This window comes from Colwellia sp. MT41 (assembly GCF_001444365.1).
GTDB classification, from domain to species: domain Bacteria; phylum Pseudomonadota; class Gammaproteobacteria; order Enterobacterales; family Alteromonadaceae; genus Colwellia; species Colwellia marinimaniae.
Genome location: NZ_CP013145.1, coordinates 3,942,345 through 3,964,476, shown reverse-complemented (window position 1 = coordinate 3,964,476; position 22,132 = coordinate 3,942,345). Strand labels below are relative to the sequence as shown.

At 39.6% G+C, this 22,132-nt stretch carries 20 protein-coding genes and 1 pseudogene; 14 read left to right on the top strand and 7 right to left on the bottom strand.

The window, feature by feature from the left end; translation table 11 throughout:
* Positions 1-224: 224 nt before the first annotated feature.
* A complete protein-coding gene (gene tyrS / locus CMT41_RS16780) occupies positions 225-1,424 on the bottom strand; it encodes a tyrosine--tRNA ligase (RefSeq protein WP_058027905.1) in 1,200 nt (399 codons plus the stop codon).
* Positions 1,425-1,981: 557 nt separating this feature from the next.
* On the opposite strand from tyrS, the gene CMT41_RS16775 reads away from it, so the two are divergent.
* The 8 genes from CMT41_RS16775 (at position 1,982) to oxyR (ending at position 10,340) form a co-directional block, all read left to right on the top strand.
* Positions 1,982-3,460: a peptidoglycan DD-metalloendopeptidase family protein gene (locus CMT41_RS16775; protein WP_232299984.1), complete on the top strand. Its 1,479-nt coding sequence runs from the start codon at positions 1,982-1,984 to the stop codon at positions 3,458-3,460.
* Positions 3,453-4,655, top strand: coding sequence for an anhydro-N-acetylmuramic acid kinase (locus tag CMT41_RS16770; RefSeq protein ID WP_058027903.1), 1,203 nt, complete (start codon positions 3,453-3,455; stop codon positions 4,653-4,655). Before CMT41_RS16775 ends, CMT41_RS16770 begins: the two co-directional genes overlap by 8 nt.
* Positions 4,656-4,942: 287 nt before the next feature.
* Positions 4,943-5,134: a hypothetical protein gene (locus tag CMT41_RS16765; protein ID WP_057182912.1), complete on the top strand. Its 192-nt coding sequence runs from the start codon at positions 4,943-4,945 to the stop codon at positions 5,132-5,134.
* A gap of 218 nt (positions 5,135-5,352) precedes the next feature.
* Positions 5,353-6,858: a Na+/H+ antiporter NhaC family protein gene (locus CMT41_RS16760; protein WP_057182910.1), complete on the top strand. Its 1,506-nt coding sequence runs from the start codon at positions 5,353-5,355 to the stop codon at positions 6,856-6,858.
* A gap of 210 nt (positions 6,859-7,068) precedes the next feature.
* Positions 7,069-8,118, top strand: coding sequence for an isoaspartyl peptidase/L-asparaginase family protein (locus CMT41_RS16755; RefSeq protein ID WP_058027902.1), 1,050 nt, complete (start codon positions 7,069-7,071; stop codon positions 8,116-8,118).
* Positions 8,119-8,413: 295 nt separating this feature from the next.
* Complete coding sequence (locus CMT41_RS19760; protein WP_257721029.1) at positions 8,414-8,539, top strand: hypothetical protein; 126 nt, start codon at positions 8,414-8,416, stop codon at positions 8,537-8,539.
* 196 nt (positions 8,540-8,735) lie between these two features.
* Positions 8,736-9,353 carry a LysE family translocator gene (locus CMT41_RS16750; protein WP_058027901.1) on the top strand — a complete coding sequence of 206 codons (618 nt, stop codon included), beginning with the start codon at positions 8,736-8,738 and terminating at the stop codon, positions 9,351-9,353.
* Between the two features lie 87 nt (positions 9,354-9,440).
* A complete protein-coding gene (gene oxyR, locus CMT41_RS16745) occupies positions 9,441-10,340 on the top strand; it encodes a DNA-binding transcriptional regulator OxyR (protein WP_057182904.1) in 900 nt (299 codons plus the stop codon).
* A 432-nt stretch (positions 10,341-10,772) separates the two neighbouring features.
* Here oxyR and CMT41_RS16740 read toward each other — a convergent pair whose 3' ends face one another.
* Complete coding sequence (locus tag CMT41_RS16740) at positions 10,773-11,162, bottom strand: DoxX family protein (RefSeq protein ID WP_057182902.1); 390 nt, start codon at positions 11,160-11,162, stop codon at positions 10,773-10,775.
* A 50-nt stretch (positions 11,163-11,212) separates the two neighbouring features.
* On the bottom strand, positions 11,213-11,635 hold the full coding sequence (locus tag CMT41_RS16735; protein ID WP_058027900.1) for an organic hydroperoxide resistance protein: 423 nt from the start codon (positions 11,633-11,635) through the stop codon (positions 11,213-11,215).
* A 205-nt stretch (positions 11,636-11,840) separates the two neighbouring features.
* Between CMT41_RS16735 and CMT41_RS16730 the strand changes: the two are divergent.
* Positions 11,841-12,116 (top strand): annotated as a pseudogene (locus tag CMT41_RS16730) (MarR family winged helix-turn-helix transcriptional regulator); the annotation flags it as partial.
* A gap of 223 nt (positions 12,117-12,339) precedes the next feature.
* Here CMT41_RS16730 and CMT41_RS16725 read toward each other — a convergent pair.
* Together CMT41_RS16725 and CMT41_RS16720 are read right to left on the bottom strand one after the other, a co-directional pair.
* Positions 12,340-12,756: a helix-turn-helix domain-containing protein gene (locus tag CMT41_RS16725; RefSeq protein ID WP_058027899.1), complete on the bottom strand. Its 417-nt coding sequence runs from the start codon at positions 12,754-12,756 to the stop codon at positions 12,340-12,342.
* Positions 12,756-13,067, bottom strand: a complete 312-nt coding sequence (locus CMT41_RS16720; protein WP_057182896.1) for a type II toxin-antitoxin system HigB family toxin — start codon at positions 13,065-13,067, stop codon at positions 12,756-12,758. Before CMT41_RS16720 ends, CMT41_RS16725 begins: the two co-directional genes overlap by 1 nt.
* Before the next feature lie 1,076 nt (positions 13,068-14,143).
* Here CMT41_RS16720 and CMT41_RS16715 point away from each other — a divergent pair.
* Entirely contained in the window at positions 14,144-14,941 is a 798-nt protein-coding gene (locus tag CMT41_RS16715) for a hypothetical protein (RefSeq protein WP_157466392.1), read from the top strand.
* Positions 14,942-15,222: 281 nt separating this feature from the next.
* On the opposite strand, the gene CMT41_RS16710 is transcribed toward CMT41_RS16715, so the two are convergent.
* Positions 15,223-16,287 (bottom strand): IS91 family transposase, encoded by a 1,065-nt coding sequence (locus CMT41_RS16710; protein ID WP_057183656.1) that lies wholly within the window; start codon positions 16,285-16,287, stop codon positions 15,223-15,225.
* Complete coding sequence (locus tag CMT41_RS16705) at positions 16,280-17,194, bottom strand: tyrosine-type recombinase/integrase (RefSeq protein WP_231733113.1); 915 nt, start codon at positions 17,192-17,194, stop codon at positions 16,280-16,282. The genes CMT41_RS16710 and CMT41_RS16705 overlap by 8 nt, the downstream gene beginning before the upstream one ends.
* Before the next feature lie 213 nt (positions 17,195-17,407).
* Between CMT41_RS16705 and CMT41_RS16700 the strand changes: the two genes are divergently transcribed.
* The 4 genes from CMT41_RS16700 to ahpF all read left to right on the top strand — a co-directional run bounded on the left by CMT41_RS16700 (position 17,408) and on the right by ahpF (position 22,122).
* A complete protein-coding gene (locus CMT41_RS16700; RefSeq protein WP_058027897.1) occupies positions 17,408-18,271 on the top strand; it encodes a hypothetical protein in 864 nt (287 codons plus the stop codon).
* A 124-nt stretch (positions 18,272-18,395) separates the two neighbouring features.
* On the top strand, positions 18,396-19,076 hold the full coding sequence (locus tag CMT41_RS16695; RefSeq protein ID WP_058027896.1) for a hypothetical protein: 681 nt from the start codon (positions 18,396-18,398) through the stop codon (positions 19,074-19,076).
* A 670-nt stretch (positions 19,077-19,746) separates the two neighbouring features.
* The gene (ahpC, locus tag CMT41_RS16690; RefSeq protein WP_057832855.1) at positions 19,747-20,316 is read left to right on the top strand and encodes an alkyl hydroperoxide reductase subunit C; all 570 of its coding nucleotides are present in this window, start codon (positions 19,747-19,749) and stop codon (positions 20,314-20,316) included.
* Positions 20,317-20,550: 234 nt separating this feature from the next.
* Positions 20,551-22,122: an alkyl hydroperoxide reductase subunit F gene (ahpF, locus tag CMT41_RS16685; protein ID WP_057182878.1), complete on the top strand. Its 1,572-nt coding sequence runs from the start codon at positions 20,551-20,553 to the stop codon at positions 22,120-22,122.
* Positions 22,123-22,132: the final 10 nt, after the last annotated feature.

Here is a 22,132-nt window from a genome sequence, read left to right as displayed (position 1 = left end):
AGTTATGGATTTTCTAGTGATTTGATAAAGGTATAATGTATACCATATACTCTTGGTGATAAAGTGAATTCATAAATTATAACTGCTAGCGCAATATTTAAAAAATCTAAAAATGAAAATGCCACTTGGTTTATACAAGTGGCATTAGTTATAGCTATAAAGTTTTTAAGGATAAGTAATAATTTAAGTCAAAGTAAGCGTAATTCTAATGCTTACTTGTAGTTTCATTTTACCGTGATACGAGCAAACTTACGTTTACCTACTTGATAAACTGCGGTTGTGCCAGCAGTAATGACTAAACTACGCTCAGTAACTTTTTCGCTATCAATTCTAGCTGCACCTTGTTTGATCATTCTAAAGGCATCAGAAGTACTGGTCACTAAGCCGGCTTCTTTAAGCAAGTTAGCAATGCCTATTTCACCATTTTCAGCGGTAATGGTTAGCTCAGGCATATCATCAGGCAAAGCGCCTTTTTGGAAACGATTGATAAACTCATCATGAGCCGCTTGTGCTGCCGCTTCATCGTGAAAACGAGCAATCAGCTCTTTGGCTAAATCAATTTTAACATCACGTGGGTTTTTACCGTTTTCAATATCGGTTTTATAGCCTTCAATTTCGCTAAGTGGTTTAAAGCTCAGTAATTCGTAATAACGCCACATCAACACATCAGAAATAGACATGATTTTGCCAAACATCTCTGTTGGGCTATCCGTAATACCTATGTAGTTGCCTAATGATTTAGACATTTTCTGTACGCCATCTAGGCCTTCAAGTAATGGCATCATCAACACAGTTTGTGGACGCTGACCTTCAGATTTTTGTAATTCACGACCCATAAGTAAGTTGAATTTTTGATCCGTTCCGCCCAGTTCAACATCGGCTTCAAGAGCAACTGAGTCCCAACCCTGTACTAACGGGTACATAAATTCATGGATAGCAATAGCTTGGCCATTGGCGTAACGTTTTTTAAAGTCGTCACGTTCCATCATACGAGCAACGGTTTGACGAGAGGCAAGTTTTAACATGCCGGCAGCGCCTAATTTATCCATCCAAGTAGAGTTAAAAACTACTGTGGTTTTCGCTGGATCAAGAATCTTAAAGACCTGCTTTTTATACGTTTCAGCATTGGCTAAAACATCTTCTTTAGTTAACGCCTTACGAGTAACATTTTTACCCGTTGGATCGCCAATCATGCCGGTGAAATCACCAATCAAGAATATAACTTCGTGACCAAGTTCTTGAAAGGTTCTCAATTTATTAATGAGTACTGTGTGGCCTAAATGTAAATCTGGCGCGGTTGGATCAAAACCTGCTTTAATTTTTAGTGGTTTACCGGTTTTTAGTTTTGCTAATAATTCTTCTTCTACTAATATTTCTGCTGCGCCGCGTTTTATCTCGGCAAATGCTTGATTAACATCGGTCATCTAGGTCTCCACTGACTGGCTTTGGGTACTTAGCTTATTATTAAATGATAACTACTGAGCTGTGCACAGAAAACAAGGCGGCACAGTTTCGGTAAGTGAGTAGTTATATTGGCTAGGTAAAGTTTATTTAATGGCCGAATTCTACTGCACTTTGCCGATGGGATAAAACCTTATAATGGCTTTTTTAGCAAAGAATGACTGATTTTGTCAGTAAAATTGTAATCTATTAACTGTTGAGTAGGATAACTTGCTCGATAACGCGGTGCGATATGCAAAAAGGAATGTGGTCAGTTATAGCAGTATTTTTTCTGTAGTTTTGATATAGTCAGTAGAATATACCAATTCCACTAACTATGGGACCATTTCTATTTGCTAAAATTACCAACTACTTCGTTATTTATTTAATAATTAGAACAACTAGTTATTAAAGTAAATGCCTTGTGTTTTGCAATTTTTTCTACATATAAAATTGATCACCTAATTAATGGAACTGGTATTGCCTGAATTTGTTGTAAATTTAGTTTCCCTGTTCTCCTATTAAAGTTTTGAGTCGTACTTTGTTAAAAAAATTATTAGAAATATTCCAAAACCTTCCCAAACAACATCGCTGGATTATTATCGCCAGCAGTTGTTTTTTATTACTGTTATTAATCCTTCCTGCAAGTGAAGAACATTACGACACTAAGAATGTTCAAATTGGACAACGTATTCAGCTCGCCTTGCCAGAAGACATAGTGCCCTCAGGGTTAGCACCCAAACAAAGCGCTTTGCCACAGCGCAGTATTGCTAATGCTAATAATGAAGTGCCAACAGTGCAACTGCCGTCTTTAGCTAAATCCCACAGCACCCAGCAAGATGGCAGTTTAGCCATTGGAAAATTACAACGTAAAGCAAAAATATCAGACTCTTTAGCCGAGCTTGCTAATTTAAGCTGGCAAACGGTGAAAGTGCGCAGTGGTGATTCTTTAGCGTTGATATTAAAACGTTTAGGTTTTAGCGCGCAAACAACGTATGCGGTGAGTACCGCTAAAGGTAAAGACGTTAAGTTATTAAAAAGGCTTAATGTCGGTGATAAATTGCGAGTTGCTAGCAATGACGCACAGCAATTGGCAGCACTTGAGTACCCTATTTCAAGAACAGATACCTTGTTTATTAATTTAGTGGGTGATAGTTATCAATCGCACCGAGAAAGCAAAGAAGTAGAAATACGTGAAAGTTTTAGCTACGGCACCATCAATTCAAGTTTTTGGAATGCTGGTCTACATGCCGGTTTGAATGATAACCAAATTATTAACTTTGCCAATATTTTTGGTTGGGACATAGATTTTGCATTAGATATACGTGAAGGTGATAGTTTTCATATTACCTATGAAAAGAAGTATGTTGAAGGCGAATATATTGGTACCGGCCATATTTTAGCGGCAGAGATAACCAACCAAGGTGAAGTCTTTCAAGCCATTCGTTTTACGGATGATGAGTATTACAGCCCTGATGGTAGAAGCATGCGTAAAGCCTTCTTACGCGCGCCAGTTAACTTTAAATACATCAGCTCTAGCTTTAAACGTAATCGCCGTCACCCAGTAACAAAGCGTGTGCAATCGCATAATGGTATAGACTACGCAGCGAAAAAAGGTACACCAGTGGTTGCCGCCGGTAATGGTAAGGTAACCCGTGCAGGTTATAGTAAGTATAATGGTTATTATGTCTTTATTCAGCATGGTAATGGCATAGTGACTAAGTACCTGCACTTTTATAAACGGGCAGCCGTTAAAAAAGGACAAAAGGTAAAACAAGGGCAGGTTATTGGTTATGTCGGTGCGACGGGTTTAGCAGCAGGGCCTCATTTGCATTATGAATTTTTACTTCATGGCGTGCATCGCAATCCACGTACGGTAAAACTGCCTGATGCGAGACCTATTGCCAAGAAATACAAAGCTAAGTTTACTTTGTTGGCGGTCGAAAGACTTGCGGCCTTATCAGGCGCTAAAAACGCATTACTTTCGACCCAAGCAAGCGATATAGCGCCAAATGACTAATAAAAAAAGTACCGCACAAGGAAAATATTATATTGGTTTGATGTCAGGCACCAGTGCTGATGGCATCGACTTAGCCTTAGTAGACTTTAAGGATCCTAAGCAACAAACTCGCTTAGTGGCCAGCTATTATCAAGACTACAATTCGGCTATAAGTGAAAAAATCACCTCACTTTATCAACCAGGCAGCAATGAAATTGATCGTGCTTTTCATCTTGATGTTGAATTAGCACAGTTATTTGCTCAAGCAATTACCGCACTGCTTAAACAAGAAAATCTCAGCGCTAGCGATATTATTGCTATTGGTAACCATGGACAAACTATTCGCCATCGCCCCACAGGTGCTAACCCCTTTACCTTGCAAATAGGTTGTTGTCAAACCTTAGCAACCTTAACTGGCATTCGTGTTGTTGGTCAGTTTCGCCGGAAGGATATGGCCTTAGGTGGTCAAGGTGCGCCCTTAGTACCTATTTTTCATCAACAATTATTTGCTGAGAGTAATGAGGCTAATTTTGTCGTCAACATCGGCGGTATTGCCAATATTACTTTTTTGCCAGCGCAAAATGCCAAGAGTTCAATCTTAGGTTTTGATACCGGTCCAGGCAATGCCTTGCTCGATGATTGGTTTTTGAAACATCATGCCAGCAGTGATGATAAATTTGATCGCGATGGTGCTTGGGCGACAACAGGGCAAGTTAATCAAACACTATTGACTCAGATGTTGGCGGATGATTACATCAAAGCTGCCGCCCCTAAAAGTACCGGCAGAGAATGCTTCAACCTTGCTTGGCTAGCTCAACAATTGAGCTCTTTTAAAGAAAAATCAAACTCACCAGCTTGTTCTGCAGTTCCTAACGCCGTCCCTAATGCCGTAGATATTCAAGCAACGTTATTGGCTTTTACCGCGCAAAGTATTAGTACTGCCATTATGGCACTGGCTAAACAAGCTAAGGTCTATTTATGTGGCGGTGGTGTGCATAATAGCGCCTTAGTTGCTGCGCTTACCGACAATTTGAATCGCTCAGGCTCAGTTTATAAAGTAGACACTATGCAAGCCTTGAACATAGATGGCGATATTCTTGAAGCCATGGCGTTTGCTTGGCTCGCTTATGCTTTTGATCATAACTTAATCAGTAATATGCCAGCAGTAACGGGTGCGAGTGCCAGTTGTACTCTGGGTAGCGAATTTTTACCTTAAGCCATATCCTACCCGTTATGGCCGAGGTCTCTTGTTGGCAAGCTATCTCTTTATTCGCTAATCTTTAATTACGAGTCTTTATTACTCAGCTTTTTCACTTAAATTTTTCATACAATAGAGTCAGTTGGAAAAATTTCCTCATTTATCCGATAAAACAGGGTAGTAATCTACTAGCAGTCCATCATTTCAACACTATACTTAAAGGTTAAGTGGTTAAAAAATGAACTACTTGGTAGTGGTGAACTCTAACTCAGCACACCTTGCTAAGCTAGCATCGAGGAGGGCTTATGGAATTTAAAGACATTCATATTGGTATGAAATGTGGCAGTAAAAAAGGCAGTGGTACGGTTACTTGGGTTGATGGCTCAACACATACCATTTATATGATTGATTGTAAAAATAATAATAATTTTGAAGTCAATATCAGCGATATTATTGAAGATCCACAAGCACACAATAGAAAAGATGATTACTACTAATTAATTTTTAAAATTTATTATTCGATTCATCATCAATAAACCCGACAAATTGATACTTTGTCGGGTTTTTTATTGCTTTACCCTCGCGAATATATTGAATATTACACCAATTCAAATAAGTTTCTGAGTGGCAATAAACTTACTTGATTTGGTATTAGCTATTTGACACACTGCCTGCGTTGTTTTTAATTCTCAAAACTCATGTGGTAAGGTTTTTTATGGAATGGTTGTCTGTGTTGCCTCCTTTGGTGGCTATTATTATTGTTATTTGGAAAAAAGAAGTCATTCTTGCTTTACTGGCAGCCGTGTTTTCCGCTGAGTTATTATTAGCATCACAACAGCATAGTAATATTATATTTTATGCTTTTATCGGCTTTATTGAACGTATTATTAGTGTCGTTAGCTCAGCCGGTAATGCCCGTATCTTGATTTTTAGTCTACTTATTGGCGCCTTACTGGCTTATATTCGCGACTCTGGTGGTGTTAGCGCCACCGTGGAAAAATTAGTCAATAAAGGCATTGCCAAGAGTAAAAGACAAGTAGGCGCTTTAACCATGTTTACTGGCATGGTGATTTTTATTGAATCTAACCTTAGTGTGCTTACTGCGGGTATTTTATCGCGTGATTTATTCGATAAATTTAAAATGAGCCGAGCGCGCTTAGCTTATATTATTGACAGTACCAGTGCACCCGTATGTATCTTAGTGCTACTTAACGGTTGGGGCGCCTATGTGCTGGCGTTATTGAATAACTATGATCTAGGTCAGTCTTCGGTCTCTATTTTATGGGGTTCAGTGGCTTTTAATTTCTATGCCATTATTACTTTGCTTTTGGTGGTTTATACGGTTGTTACCGATAAAGTACATGGCCCGATGAAAGAGATAGAGTTGGCCTTGAATGCGGATGAGCAAAGCAATAAATCGCCAGACGCGAGCGAGTTAGTAGCAGAGTCGGCAATGCTAGAGTCGACCAAGCAAGAGCAAGCTCACTATTCGACGGTTGCACCAGCGCTACCACAACAAAGTCTCTCCAAAGAAATGCTGCAAGAAAGTATAGTGCCAGCCACTAAAGCACGCTTTATGTTAGTACCACTGCTTAGCATGATCTTGGCGATGTTCTTTTTTATGTATTGGAGTGGCGATGGTGATATCACCCAAGGCAACGGTAGTAAATCTGTGCTTTATGCTACTTGTTTTGCTTTGGCGGTGAGTTACTCTTTATTGCGTTTTTATAAACGCTTTCAACATCAAGAATTAATCGATATAGGTTTTAAAGGCATAGGGGAATTATTGCCTTTAGTGACGATAGTATTGATGTCTTTAACCCTTGGTGCAAGTTTAAAAGAACTAGGCACAGGGTTCTTTATTGCCGGTATCGTTGGTGAGTACTTACCTTTAGTTTTAGTGGTGCCAATGTTGTTTTTAGCCGGTGCGGTTATTTCCTTTAGTACCGGCACCTCATGGGGCACTTTTGCTATATTAATTCCTATTGGTGTACCCTTAATTCAAGCGCTCGGTTTACCACCTTCATTGGTTATCGCTGCGATTTTAGGTGGTGGTATTTTTGGTGATCACTGCTCGCCTATTTCTGATACAACCTGTGTGTCGGCTATCGCTTCAGGCTGTGATTTACTTGAGCATGTCAAAACCCAAATGCCTTATGCGCTTTTTGCTGGCACGTTAACGCTAGTGGCTTATATTATTGCCAGTATTATGATGATTTAGCTGAACGTTACCGCTGAACTTTTGGCCATGACCCTTTAGCGATTAAATGCAGTCAATGCATAGTCATTGACTGCATTTAAACAGAAAAATGACGCTACTTATCGAGTATGAGTGGTAAAATCGAGCACTTTAATGCAGATTACTGAGCAATGATTAACCATCAAAGCTAGCTGTTAGCTATTCACTGGCAGAGCTTACTGAGGACTAATAATGAAAAAAATGTTACCGCTATTTACGTGTTTACTTTTGCCTGCTTTTGCTAATAGCACGTTAGCGCAAGAGGCACCTTTTGCCATTGCCATTCACGGTGGTGCCGGCACTATTGAAAAAGACCGTTTCAGCCCTGAAAAAGAAGCCGCCTATCGAGCAAAGCTGCAAGAATCGGTTGAGGTAGGTTATGCCATTCTTGAACAGGGCGGAACTAGCCTAGATGCGTTAACCGCCGCAATAAATATTCTAGAAAACTCGCCTTTTTTCAATGCTGGCAAAGGCGCGGTTTATACCCATGATGAAAGTCATGAAATGGATGCGTCAATTATGTATGGGAAAAATCGTCAAGCAGGTGCTGTCGCGGGCGTTAAACATATTGAAAACCCGATAAACCTAGCACGTTTGGTGATGGAAAAATCTGTGCATGTCATGCTTAGCGGTGATGGCGCCGAAGAGTTTGCCAAAACTCAAGGCGTAAACTTAGTCGCTAACAAACTGTTTGATACTGAGCATAGATACAAATCTCTACAGCGCGCGAAAGCAAAAATGAAAAAGGCTGAAGAGGCTAATCGCGGCCAAAAAGGAAACAAAGATTACCAAGCGGCGCACTTTGCCCTAGATACCGAATATAAAGTGGGTACCGTTGGCGCGGTTGCGCTTGATAAGTATGGCGATATTGCTGCCGGTACTTCTACGGGTGGCATGACCAATAAACGTTATGGCCGCATTGGTGATTCACCCGTGATTGGTGCCGGTACGTTTGCCGATAATGCTTCATGTGCCGTTTCAGCCACGGGTCACGGTGAATACTTTATCCGTTATAACGTTGCCGCTGATATTTGCGCCAGAGTGAAATATCAAGGCAAGAGTATTGAGCAAGCGGGTAAAGAAGTTATCCATGACGTGCTTTTTCCTATTGGCGGTACGGGTGGGGTGATCATCATAGATACCCAAGGCAATATAAGCTTGCCATTTAATACTAAAGGTATGTATCGCGCCTCTAAATCAAATACCACTGCGACTTATGTCGGTATTTTTAAAGAGGATTGATCGACCAACAAGGTCTTAGTGAGCCTAGCCAACAAGTGAGACGCTCACTTTTCCATGGCCTAGCCAAAATGAGCGCGAGCCATGGAATGTACTGACATATTTACGGTAAGTTATTGGCTAGATAGTGTTTTTGTTATTATCGCCCTGATCTTTCAATTATAATTCTAGGCTGTTTCTTTGATCCTCATCAAGTTTTACTGTCTATCATTATAGTTTTACTGTCTATCATTATAAATATCGGCTAAAATTAGCGCCTTATTTTTAGTTGATTAATTGCTGTACAGGATACTAGACCATGTCAGACCACAAAGAAGATTTTAAAGATACTACCTCTGCCATTAATATAATAATGGTTATTGTGGTAATGGTGGCCATGCCTTTACTACCTATGCTTATGGGTTGGTTTACTATGTTACGTTAAATAATAATCAGCTTTGCTGGAGGGGCGCATTAGCTCCTCACAGTAATGATTATTAGGGTTCTGCTGATTATTCTATAACGCTAGCCCGCATGCGGATTTTTTATTTCTTCATTCATCGCTAATTTCAAAGTCATGACACATTTTTTTGCTAAAGTGTCGGTAAATTTTATTGTCTTTCCATTTTAAGGGTTATTAAATGCCTGATTTAGCTGTGCTTGCGATATTTATTCCCACATTCTTTTTTGTCTCAATAACGCCGGGTATGTGCATGACGCTGGCTATGACGTTAGGCATGAGTATCGGTGTTCGTCGCACAATGTGGATGATGATTGGTGAACTTCTGGGTGTCGCTATTGTTGCGATAGCTGCCGTGTTTGGTGTTGCCAGTATTATGCTCAACTACCCTAGTGTCTTTGAGGTGTTGAAGTGGCTAGGTGGTGCTTATTTGGCTTATATCGGCATTAATATGTGGCGCTCAACCGCTAAAATGTCAGTCGGAGGCGGTGAACTAAACGATGTCAGTCGCTATGCTTTATTTTCTCAAGGCTTAGTTACCGCTATTGCCAATCCTAAGGGCTGGGCTTTTATGATATCTCTGCTGCCGCCTTTCATTAGTGTTGAGCGCGATGTAGCACCACAATTAATGCTCTTGCTAGGTGTTATCATGGTAACAGAGTTTACCAGCATGATGGCTTACGCTACGGGTGGTAAAAGCTTACGCATATTCTTAAGTCGTGGTGATAACATTAAATGGCTGAATCGTATTGCTGGTAGCTTAATGGTAACGGTTGGCCTCTGGCTTGCTCTTAGCTAGCTTTTACTCAGCGAACTCGCTTTCATTACCTGAACCTATTACCATAGCCTATTACTTTTATTTCTTATTAATTGATAGGTTGTAGCTATGATTAAGTTGCGCGATTTAGAATATTTAACTGCCATAGATAAACACAAACACTTTGGTAAAGCGGCACTAGCTTGTTTTGTTAGTCAGCCGACCTTAAGTGGTCAGTTAATGAAGCTAGAGCAACAATTAGGTTTGCAACTGGTCGAGCGTCATCGCCGCAATGTTATGTTAACCCCAGCAGGGGAGCAGTTAGTGCAAGAAGCACGGAAAGTGCTACAAGCCGCAGGACAATTTGAGTCTTGTGCGAAAGCTTTACTTGACCCTTTTGCTGGGGATTTGCATCTAGGTTTGATCCCGACATTAGCACCGTATTTATTGCCACATATTATGGCCGACCTAAACACTAGCTTACCTAACATCAATTTCTTCTTACATGAAAATCAAACCAAGGTGTTATTGCAGCAATTGGATGAGGGTAAATTAGATGTGCTAATTTTGCCTTATCTTGCCGAAATGGAAAAGTTTGAATCATACCAATTGTTTGATGAACCACTGATGCTGGCAACACCAAAAAACCATCGACTGGCCACTAAAAAATCGCTATCACTGACCGACTTACAAGGTGAAAAAATACTCACCTTAGCCGATGGCCATTGTCTTAAAGATCAAGCCATGGGCTATTGTTTTGCTGCCGGCGCTAAAGAGGATAATAGCTTTCAAGCGACCAGTTTAGAGACATTACGCCATATGGTGGCCAGTGGCATGGGCATTACTTTATTACCCGCGCTGGCTACGCAAGGCAACGTCGCCAGTGACACTATTCATTATGGGGCATTTCAAGCACCTGTACCGGTACGTGGTATCTCTTTGGTCATTAGGCCAAACTATTCGCGCATGCAGTGTGTTAGAGCCATTGTCGCCAGCGTTAGAAAGTCGCTTAGCGATATCATCAGCTAACAGCACCTTTTACTGACTAAAGCTAAACGCTCCCTGGATTTTTTGGAACAAATTTCGGAGGGGCTCATTTCTAGCGGTTGTTTTTAAAAGGCTATCGTTAAGTTCACTTTAGTGCGCATTGAAGACATAAAGACTTACTGAATGTTAAGGTCAACTTTCCGTTCATATAGCCGACATAAATTTCTATTTCTATGGCGGGAAGGGGCACTTAGTGCCTTAGAAAATATGAATAATTTCACCCTAAATTGGTGGCTAAAATCACTTAGCTACAACACTGTCAACGGGGGGCTAAATACCGAGGTAAATAGACTTATTACTCGCAATCATTATTTATAAGAAGCCATAAAAAACGAATCATATAGATTCGTTTTTTATGTATCGTTAACTATTAAGCAACTACATTGCTCATAAACTTTATGAAAATTAAAAACATTACTTTTCTTTTTGTAAAAATGCCGGCAGGGAATGACCAGAAAGTACCAATAATCCCGCAAAAATGCCTAAGTTCTTAATGAAATTTTGCATTTCATGTGCGCCATCTAGACCCGAAAAATTCCAAAAATCATGCAACGAAATATTAATGACTAACACCAAGCCTGCTAATAACAATGCGACGATTCCGGTAAATCGATTTGCAATAAGCATCAAAGCAGCGACTATTTGGAAAATACCCGCCAATGCTAATAACACCGGGACAAATGGCATATTGTGTTTTTCCATTAGCTGTATATGCATATCCCAAGATACAAATTTCATGATACCGGGAACCAGAAAATATAATGCGAGTAAAACACGTCCAACCGTTAATAACAGAGTGTTCATTTTATCAATCCTTGTTTGTTACTGTCTAATGACTATCTAAATAAAGCGAATTATAATGCAATGCCATTGACGGTCAGTTTCACCTCTATATTACCATTAACGGCATTTGAGTATGGGCAGACTTGATGTGCAGTTTTAACCAATGCGATTGCTTGCTCATCATCCAGTTCTAACGTTACCGCTAATGAAACGCTTAATGCAAAACCACCCGCTTCATTAGGACCAATACCCACTTCTGCAGAGACAGGTGCTGTCGCTAATTTTAATTTTTGCCCTCCCGCTACATGTAAAATGGCATTTGAAAAACAAGCAGCGTAACCAGCTGCAAATAACTGTTCAGGGTTTGTTGCTGCGCCCGTTCCCCCCATCTCTTTTGGGTAACTTAGTGCAAGGTCGAGCATATTATCATCTGTGCTTACTCGTCCGTTACGTCCGGCAGAAGCAGTTGCTGTTGTTGTATATAGCGTTGTCATAATGATTTCCTTTTGAACATGTTTAATTAGTAGGTATTTACTATAATTGCTGTAACTAGTTTGCGAGCAATTTATTTGTGTACAATTTACTTGTGCGCAATTTAATTTCGGTGATTATAGGTCGATTCAAAAGAAAAATACAAGTAGATTGTGCACAATCTTTTTAGTCAGAGGTATAATATGAGCTTATCAACAACAGCATGCGGTCAAAGTGAAGGCTCTCGGCCATGACTTACATCTCGACTCAGGTACATTAACCCCTTTACTAAAACGTTTAGAGGCAAAAGGCTTTATAACGCGCGAACGTAGTGATGAAGATGAGCGTGTTAGATTGGTATTTTTAACCACTCAAGGCCAGCAGTTAAAAAGTCAGGCTGAATCAGTACCAGAAGCGATTTTCTGTAAAAGCCAACTTCAAATGGCTGAATTACAGCAACTCAAAGCAAGCTGTGAAAAGCTATTAGCCAACTTACAAAAATAAGAACCATAGCGCTAGGTCTTTAATCTTCAATTTTCACAAAGCGAACATTGATTTTAGAAGGCGCTTTAGGGGTGACAACTATTCTGACACGGGGGGTGCTTGTGAAGCTCGCTCTTATCACATCAGCAACACCTTTCTTTAAATCAGTGTGTTACATTATAGACAACAGTGTTCTACAACAGAGCCTCCAAAGTGTATTCAGGGGTTTTGTGCCCATCCCTACTTAAAAGAATAGAGCAGGGCTGATTTCGAATCGGGCTGATAATTTTTCAATGTGTTCTACTGTTAATTTCCGTTTCTCATTGAAAATCATAGAGACTGTGCTCTTTCCACCAATTTCTTGAGCAAAGGACGTTGTATTTAATCCGTGTTGAACCATCAACAAACGTAACATTGAAGAGCCATTATTTAGATTTTCTATGCGTTGATTAAACGCTGCTAATTCAGAAGCATTATTTTCATAATCTTCAATTTTAGCCCATAGAACATCAATCAATAATAAGTTGTTATCATAATCATCTGTTAATTCATTAATCAATTCTAATGCAGCTTCGTTTTCTTGTGCTGAATTAATGCCAGTAATAAAGGGCATTTCATTTTGAAGCTGTTGAGCAAGATCTGTTATATGTTGAATATTCATTACAGTTCCTTTTTTCTATAGCGTGTAGTTAATTTATCGTATTCTGCGTGGCTAACAATATGTCTTACGTACACACGGTTATGACGAAACTCAATAAATGCAATTAACCTCAAGTTATTACCGCCAATATCGATCATCCACCATTTATCTTTATATTTAAAATTATCTAAAGAAGGTGTTACTTTTTTTAATTCACTTGGTTCTTTGAATTTACCGCTATTAAGTAGTCTGTATAAATCCTCAATAGCATCTGCATCATTGGAAAATTTTTTCATAGCATCACTGAAAATTTTTCTAGCTATTACGTGCATATAAATCTCAAAGGTTTTCAATATGTGAACATTATAACCGGACTCTTAGATGTTCGTAATATGTGAACTATCTTTGATGTGATTTGTGCTAATCCGTAATGATTAAAGCAATATAGCTTAAGCCAATACTAGGCAGTATCGGACATATTATATAAAACGGGACGTTAAACTAAATATCATATTGTACAAAAAACAGCCTTAAGGTTAATTTCGAGGGGATGGGCACAAAATCCCATTCAGTGCGCCTTTTCGTCCGCTAGTAACCCGCCTTATTTGTATTACCTTTTCTAATGTCGTTTCCTACATGATCTATTTAGGGAGAAACCCAATCGAATAAACAAAACTAATGAATGAAATAGGTAAGCTGATCCTTAAGCGGTCTAGAATTTGGCACACATGGCTATAAATTATAATGTTCCCTTAGTGCGCTTAACGGACGTTAGCCTTAAAGTTTTTGCCATATATTTTCTAATGAATATTTTATGTCATGTTAATGAGCCGGCTCAGTAAAACACCAAAAAACACCAATAAAGGTCTATTTGATTGATCTTATTGTAATTAATACCGTTTTCTATGATGGGTATTACTGCGCGGGCTTAGTAATATTCTACCTTTGATTAAATAATTGGTAACAGTGCTTTCTAATGCATTGAATTTGTGGGACATTAATGTAAATTAAATTTTAATTATGGAACGGACATTACTGAATCGGCTCCATAATAAGCTGTTAGTTGGCTAATAAAAAAGATCGTCTAAGTGCTAAATAATTCAGTTTCACCAATTCACTGTTTGGTGCTTTACCGCGAATAAGTTAGTCACTTTTATCACGTTTCTGAAAGGTGTATTAGCGTAACTATTCACTCTAAATAGTGAGTGTAATGGCTCAAATTCACGGTTTGGTATTTTCATTACGGTGCGTTTAAGTTATTGTTGTACTTGGTGAAAGTATGTTGCAACTAACAAGCAAATCAACTGGGACACGTAACACTTGCTCGGTTCCACTTCGTTTCACATTTTAGCAAGTATTACTTAGCCCGTTATTTGGGCGTTATGTGTTTTATTAAGTATGGTGAAATGTGTCTAATATATTAGAAATGATGAACAGTAAAAAATGGCAATTTATCTTTAAAAAAAATGCTCTGACTGATATAGCAAAACAAATAGATTTTACATATGAAGAAGCTATTAAACCAAGAGAAATAGAGATAGAACAAAGAATAGCCGAATTAAGAAATGATGAGCAAAAATTATTAGCTGATTTTGGTGATTTAGATTCGGATGAAGATGATACGTACCCCACAAATGATCAAATTGATATTTATAATGACCAAGCGGATATACAGCACACTATTTTTATTCTTGATGGCCAAATGGTTTCAATGAAGGAAATGCAAATTGTATATTTATATAAAAATATCGAGATTATTTTAAAAGAAATAATTCGAACGGCATTTCCTGGCGAAGAAAAAAGAGATTTGTTTGCTTGGGATAATATGAAATCTTTTTTTAAACTTAAACAAATTGAGTTTACATCTATAAAAGAATTTGAATATGTAAATCAGTTAAGAATAGTGAATAATAATATAAAACACTCTTCTGAAATTGGTAGCGAGATTCAAAAAAAAGGAATTAAAGAGTTTAAAGATTTGTATGAGTTTAATTTTAATTCTTTAACTGACTTTTATAATCGAGTAAAAATACATATTGAACCATTTTTAGATAAAGTGGCAATAAATGTGAATTCACATTTATTTGAATTCAGTGATGAACGTATAGATAGTATTGTTAAAGGTTACGCCCAACACATGGATGAAAGAACATTACTTCGATTATCCAAGGCACTGGAAGCAGAAACACATAATAAACAAGGATAGGTTGCGCGCAGCCGCAACTTTATCCTGTTGTTGAACAAGCTCGGTCGATTAGCTGTACTCTTTATAGGAAATATATAAATACTGAGGTAGGTGGCTTTTAATGCCATGGTTGTTGGTGTTTTTTTAGGGCGAGTACCGCCACAATCGCAACATAACCCTTTGCAATTTTCGGTACAAAACCTGGTTGTTTTTACATCGATAACCCTCAATTCATTCATATTGATGCTGGTGAATAAACAGCATTACGCACACAAATCCCTCTGTTAATACACATCCTTGTTTTATCTCGTTCCATCTAAGATGATTTTATTGGCAATGCGCATTAGGTAAAGCTCCATCGGTTGATGGCATTTGTCACAACACACCGGTTTTTTAATCACTGGCTGCAGCGGTGGCAAGTTAACGTTTAATTGCAGCTGCAAACGTTTTAATGTTGCTTTGGCATTGCCGTGTAAAAAACCATAATTACGCGCTCGCCTGAATCCTTTGGGCAAAACATGTTGTATTACTCGCCACAAAAACTTACAAGCATGCTCGGTGATGGTTTTAAACGTTTTACTCTTACTGTCTTTATACTGAAAACTGACCTCATCATTTTCAAGTGCGAGAATATTGTTTTCGCTAATCACGCCGCGATATAAATACCGAGCGAGGTAGGTTAATGCTTCATTGCCTTTGCCGACATATTCGCAGTCAGCATTCCATTCGGTAGGCGTTTTGTTTGGTAGGTAGTACGAGGCATCTTTCATCATTGCTATAAACTTACCGCGAAAGACCTTTGCTAAGTTATCCGCAGTAAAAAGGTATTTACCTGTTTTGGTTAGCCAACACATTTTGTTTTTACTTAATCCTCCAGCGGGCACAATAAAATGCACGTGGGGATGAAAATCAAGCTGCCGAGAATGCGTATGTAATACCGCGACTAAGCCGTTGCATTCACCGAGTTTTTTATCGTTCTTAAAGAACGCATCCAGCGTTTCTTTTGCCGCAAGAAACATGGCCTGATACGCCCACTTTTGATGAGACCAAACAAAAGGGCGTAACTGTGCTGGTAAGGTAAAGGTGGCGAGGTAGTAATCGATCGGCAATAGTTTTTGTTGCTGCATCGCTAACCAATGACTGTTGCACTTATGTTGACACGATGGGCAATGACGATGACCGCAAGAGGGCAAAAGGGTTTTATCTTCATGGCAATCACCGCAGTGGTATAACATCGCTCCCGCAGCAGGTGTATGACAGGCTATAATTTGTTTAAGCGCGTAGTGGTGTTTGGCTTGTAACTTTTTACCGTAGCGCTGTTCAAACATAACGTGATATTTATTGGCAATGGTTGCTAAGTTAATCATGGTTTTGCTCCTGCCAATGAATACTCAACGTATTGATAATGCTATTAAGCATTATCGCACTGTTGTGTTTGGCTTCTTGGGTCATGCGGGTATACCTGGCGGTAGTGATTGGACTTGCGTGACCCAGGAACACTTGAATAGCACGTAAACTCAAACCGTGCTCAAACAGGTGTGTCGCAATGGAATGACGCAGGGTATGGACATGAACATTCTTACTAATACCGCAGTCTTTCGCGACAATTTTAATGGTTTTTTGTACGCCCCCCTTGTCCATCAGCCACGGTTTAATGGCGTTATTCTTAGGGTCCACCCTGCCAGGAAACAGTAAACTTGGATGGCGGTGAGTTTGCCAATAGCGTCGTAAGGCCAATAAGGTTGTTTGCGGTAAAGGCACTAGTCGGTCACGTTTAGATTTAGTATTACGTACATGCACCTGCATTAATTCACTGTCGATATCGGCAATGGTCAAGTTGAGCGATTCACTTAAGCGTAAACCTAAGCTGTAGGTAGTGAGGTAAAATACCTGATAGCGGAATTTACGGGTGGTATTGATAATCGCCGCCACTTCGTTAAGGGATAATACTGCTTGAATGACTTGCTGTTTGGGCGGTTTAACAATGTTAACCCAGACCCAAGGCCGACCTAAAACATGGCGATATAAAAACTGAATGGCGCAACGACTAATTTTAACCATGCTCCAGGATTTATGTAGCACTAGGTAGTGAAAATAAGTCTTAAGTTGCTCGGTGGTTAAGTTAACAGGGCAGACATCAAAGAAGGTGGCCACTTGGCGAATACAGCGACTATAACTGTCGATGGTTTTATTACTTTTTCCTTGTAAGGTCAGTTCGTTAAGGTAAGATTGGTAGATTGAATTAAAGTGAGATTGCTCTTGTGTATTCATCATGAATACCTCCAGTTAATCACCGCCTTTGTTGACGGATAGTTTAAGTAGAGACGAGGTTTGCTTTTTCTGCCGCATAGCGGCTTCGTTCAACAAGGCGTTTAAACGGAACTAAAACAGTTGGTTAGGTTTCGCTTCGCTACACATTATAACCAACAATTTTAGTCCGCTTAACGCGGCGTTAGCCCACAACAATCATACTTCCGTGGAGGTTGAATGAATCGCAGGCAAAAAATTAAACTTAAACTCTTCTCGTTCATTAATAAAATTCGATTGAGTTTTCAACTGGAAATGACGGAGAGCTTTTATCGAGTAGTGGTCCATGAGAATGCTAAGCCATACATTATGTTACTTAAGAGCTTACTTACGTTAGTAAGTTTATTTTTAGCTTTCATTGTCTTTGAAAAATCTTTTTATGCGTTTGTTGCTGGTTTGACAGTTTATTTGCTGATAACTTTCTTAGAGCAAACCATATTTATTTACAACAGTTTTTTAGTTATGCCACAGCTTACTTATGAACACGATCCAGAAAGATTATTAGGTGTATCTTTTGGAGTCGGAGTGAACCCAAGTGGTGGCCCAGAAATACCTATTGTGGGCTTTGTTGTTAAAGATGAGGAATATGCTCATCAGATGCATGAAACATTACTTTATTGGGCTGGTGGGAGCACACATGATGAGGCAGGAAATGTATGCTTGAGTACCATTGTATTAAACCCTAAAGAGTACGTTTTTCTTTGCTACCCAAACCTTGAATCTGATTCGGTCAAAAAACATAATGAAGGTATTGAAAAAAGGCGCAAAGCAGAGAGTTTGACCGATGTGCATGTTCCTATGTTTGCATTAACGATCATAGGTAAAAGGTGTGAAATAGGCCCACAGTCTTACTTCCCTCTATTTAGAGAGAAACACAAGGATGGTGTTCCCGTTCTCTTTCAAATTTGCATACCTGGTGAGAATGGTGGAGTAAAGAGCATAGACGGATTGGATGATTTCGTTTTGTTCAACTTAAAAATCAGAGATAAAGACGAATTAACGAGAATGGATATCGAATATGACTACATGAGGGTTATGGGCTAACAAGTCACTCAAAAGGACAAATAACAGTTGGTTTTTGCTCATTCGTCGCTTATTTTAACCAACTTATTATTTGCCTCTTAGTGAGGCGTTATGAATTATCTACATTTTCGATAAAGGAATAGATTTGAAGTATAAAATACCAGGTTATCCTGCAATGCTGGCTCTTGTTTTGTGGTTCGGGCAGCAATGGATAATAGACGACATAAATACCAAATATATTGAGTTTCCTTGGCGCTATTTGTTTTTGGCGCTTCTTATTTTTATGTTGGGTGTTGCATATGCCGATCTGCTCTCAAAGTACTCAAAATTGGGGTCTTGGATTAGAACTAAGCGCAGGATATTTGATGTTGATCATTTTGTTCTTGCTTCGTCCGTAACTGAAGAGAAGCCTTACCTAAAAGCAACATGTGCGCTCAAATTTATCAAATCAATAAAGAATGTAAAGGTCTCTGTTCAAATAACAAGCCATGTTACGGTAGAGCATGCAAAAGATAGCTTTATTCTCTTTCAAGATGAAATAGGTACTGCTGAACCCAACCTTACAAAGAAATATGTATTTGCCACTTTTCCTAGGCAGTATTCTAAAAGTGTTGGAGCAGGTTATCCCTATTGGGGAGAAGATCAATCGCGGCAATGGGCTGGTGACGGAACACATGTTATAACTTTAAAAGCGCGCTCCTTTTTAAGATATCAAGAAGAGCATTTCTTGATGTCAGCCATTAGAAATCCCGGTGGAGGCCCTGAACCTGTCTTATTATTTGGAGGCAGTGAAAGCAAAAAGTACATGGAGGTTTACGCTCCTTGAACATTCATAACAAATCAATTAACGGTCGCCTTTGGCTGGACAGCCAAACCTTCGGTTTGTCTGCCCGTTATTGAGGCGTTATCGATAAAAAATCTAATCCAAATCAACACTACTGATTAAATGCTAAAGTCCGTTGTGTGGTATTAGTGAACATTGAATAAATGGGGGGCAGAGAAAATTTGAATTATTTGTCGCGGTGGCGACGGCACCCAGCATAGATGGGGGCTAAACGCACTGCACCTAAGTTAAGCCCTTTGAAATTCCCCCGGCGCTGCTAACAAACGTACTCTTCAATTCACTCAAGTGTTATCAAGGCTCTTTCAAATAAAGGCGCTGATGTCGAGGGCTGCCGTTGTTCAGGGAAGATAAATCGGCAGGAATCGTGGTTTACGCTAGGTGGTGATTGAATGTTCTGCTGAGTAGGGTGTCGCAGGGGTTCTAAGGGGAGGCGCGGCGGTACGTCGCCCCTTGGGTGTGGTCGCAACTGCGACGCCAAGCAGGAAAAAAATCTCCAAACCTAGTGATAGGTTTTACCTATCAAACTGATAAATACTATCGATTATACTAATTTAAGCCTCGGCGTTATTATTCTCCCGTCTTCAGGAAACGCTTTAACTCTTTACCGAGCAAAGGTTTCCAACACAATTACTACACTTAACGGGAGTTCATTATGAACCAATCAATTATTAATACTAAATTACTACCTTTTAACGCTACCGCTTTTCACAATGGCGAGTTTGTTGAATTAAGCGAAAAAGATGTTGCCGATAAATGGTCAGTATTTTTCTTCTACCCGGCTGATTTTACTTTTGTTTGTCCGACCGAATTAGGTGACATGGCAGACCACTACGCAGAATTGCAAAAAATGGGTGTTGAAGTTTACTCAGTATCAACGGATACCCACTTTACTCATAAAGCATGGCATGACGTTTCAGATACCATTAAAAAAATCCAATATCCTATGATTGGTGACCCAACGGGCGCAATTACTCGTAACTTCGGTGTCATGATTGAAGCCGAAGGTTTAGCACTTCGTGGTACGTTTGTGATTAACCCTGAAGGTGAAATCAAAATTGCTGAAGTACATGACCTAGGTATAGGCCGTAGCGCAGTTGAATTACTTCGAAAAATTAAAGCCGCGCAATATGTAGCAGAGCATGATGGTGAAGTATGTCCGGCAGCATGGCAACCAGGTGCAGATACTCTAGCTCCTTCACTAGACTTAGTAGGCAAAATCTAAAGTATTAGTTATGTTTTTTTAATTAGTTTAAATGGCACTTATTCTTTGTTGTTCAGCAATCACATAGGCAAGCTATGCTCATGCTTCACGCCTCGAATAAGCGTCATTTAATGCTAATTAACTCAAACAATAGCGAAACATGGATGTTAAGCCGCTACTAATACTCTCTAAAACCTACAAAGTTTCTTTCCCTTATTACTTTTCCACTTCCCAGTAAATATTTCAGAGGTCATTATGTTAGACGCAAATCTACAAGCACAATTAAAAAGTTATTTAGACAATTTAAAAACACCAGTCGAGCTAGTCACCTTTACTGATGAAAGTCCTAAGGCAAAAGAACTTAGCCAATTAGTAAATCAAATTGCTGAGTTATCACCGTTAGTTACCGCCATTGATGGCAATAATACTGCCCAAGCGAGCAAGGAAAGAATCCCTTCTATGTTAGTGCGTAGTGTCGCTAGCAAGAGTGAAATACGTTTTGCTGGCTTACCTATGGGCCATGAATTTACCTCACTGGTGATGGCGTTATTACACAGTGGCTCACATCCGTTAAAACTTGATGCGGAGCAAATAGAACAAGTGCGTAACCTTGAAGGTGAGTTCGAATTTGAAACTTATATCTCATTAAGCTGTCAAAACTGTCCCGATGTGGTGCAAGCCTTAAATATGATGGCGGCGATAAATCCGCAAATAAAACATACCATGATTGATGGTGCGCTATTTCAAACCGAAGTATTTGATCGCGATATCATGGCGGTACCCAGTGTTTATTTAAATGGCGAGTCATTTAGCCAAGGACGAATATCATTAACGGATATTTTAAACAAGGTCGATAAAAATTCTGCTGCTCGTCAAGCCAAAGCGCTGGAGAATAAAGCAGTCTATGACTTTTTAGTGGTGGGTGGTGGGCCAGCAGGTGCGGCAGCGGCAATTTATGCGGCACGAAAAGGCATTAATACTGGCTTGGTCGCTGACCAGTTTGGTGGGCAAGTTAGCGATACCCTAGCGATTGAAAACTTTATTTCGGTAAAAGCCACCCAAGGACCAAAACTGGTTGCCAGTTTAGAAGAACATGTTCGAGATTATGATGTTGATATCATGAGTGGGAATAAAGCCAGCCAAGTGAAGCGTAATGAAGAGACCGGTTTAATTGACGTTAGCTTAGCAAATGGCGCGGTATTGAGTAGTAAAACGGTAGTCTTAGCGACGGGAGCGCGCTGGCGTGAAATGGATGTGCCGGGTGAACATGAATATCGTGGTAAAGGTGTGGCCTATTGTCCGCATTGTGACGGGCCATTATTTAAAGGCAAACGAGTAGCGGTTATTGGCGGCGGTAATTCAGGCATTGAAGCGGCCATTGATTTAGCCGGTCTTGTTGAACATGTGACGGTATTAGAATTTGCTGACCGCTTACGCGCTGATGACGTATTAGTGAGAAAAGCGAACTCATTAAGCAATATAACGATTATTACTCATGCGCAAACCACGGAAGTGTTAGGTGATGGTAAGCGAGTCACTAGCTTGAGTTACACTGATCGCAGCACGGGTGAAAATCATGAGCTAGCATTAGCCGGTATTTTTGTACAAATAGGCTTGATGCCGAACAGTGAGTTTTTACAAGGTGATATAGAGCTAACTAATCGCGGTGAAATTATCGTCGGCAGTCGTGGTGAAACGTCAATAGCGGGTGTCTTTGCCGCTGGGGATGTTACCGATAGTCCATATAAGCAAATTATTATCGCTATGGGCAGTGGCGCCACTGCCGCCCTAGGAGCTTTTGATTATCTTATTCGCCAAGATGTTTAATAAGGAATAG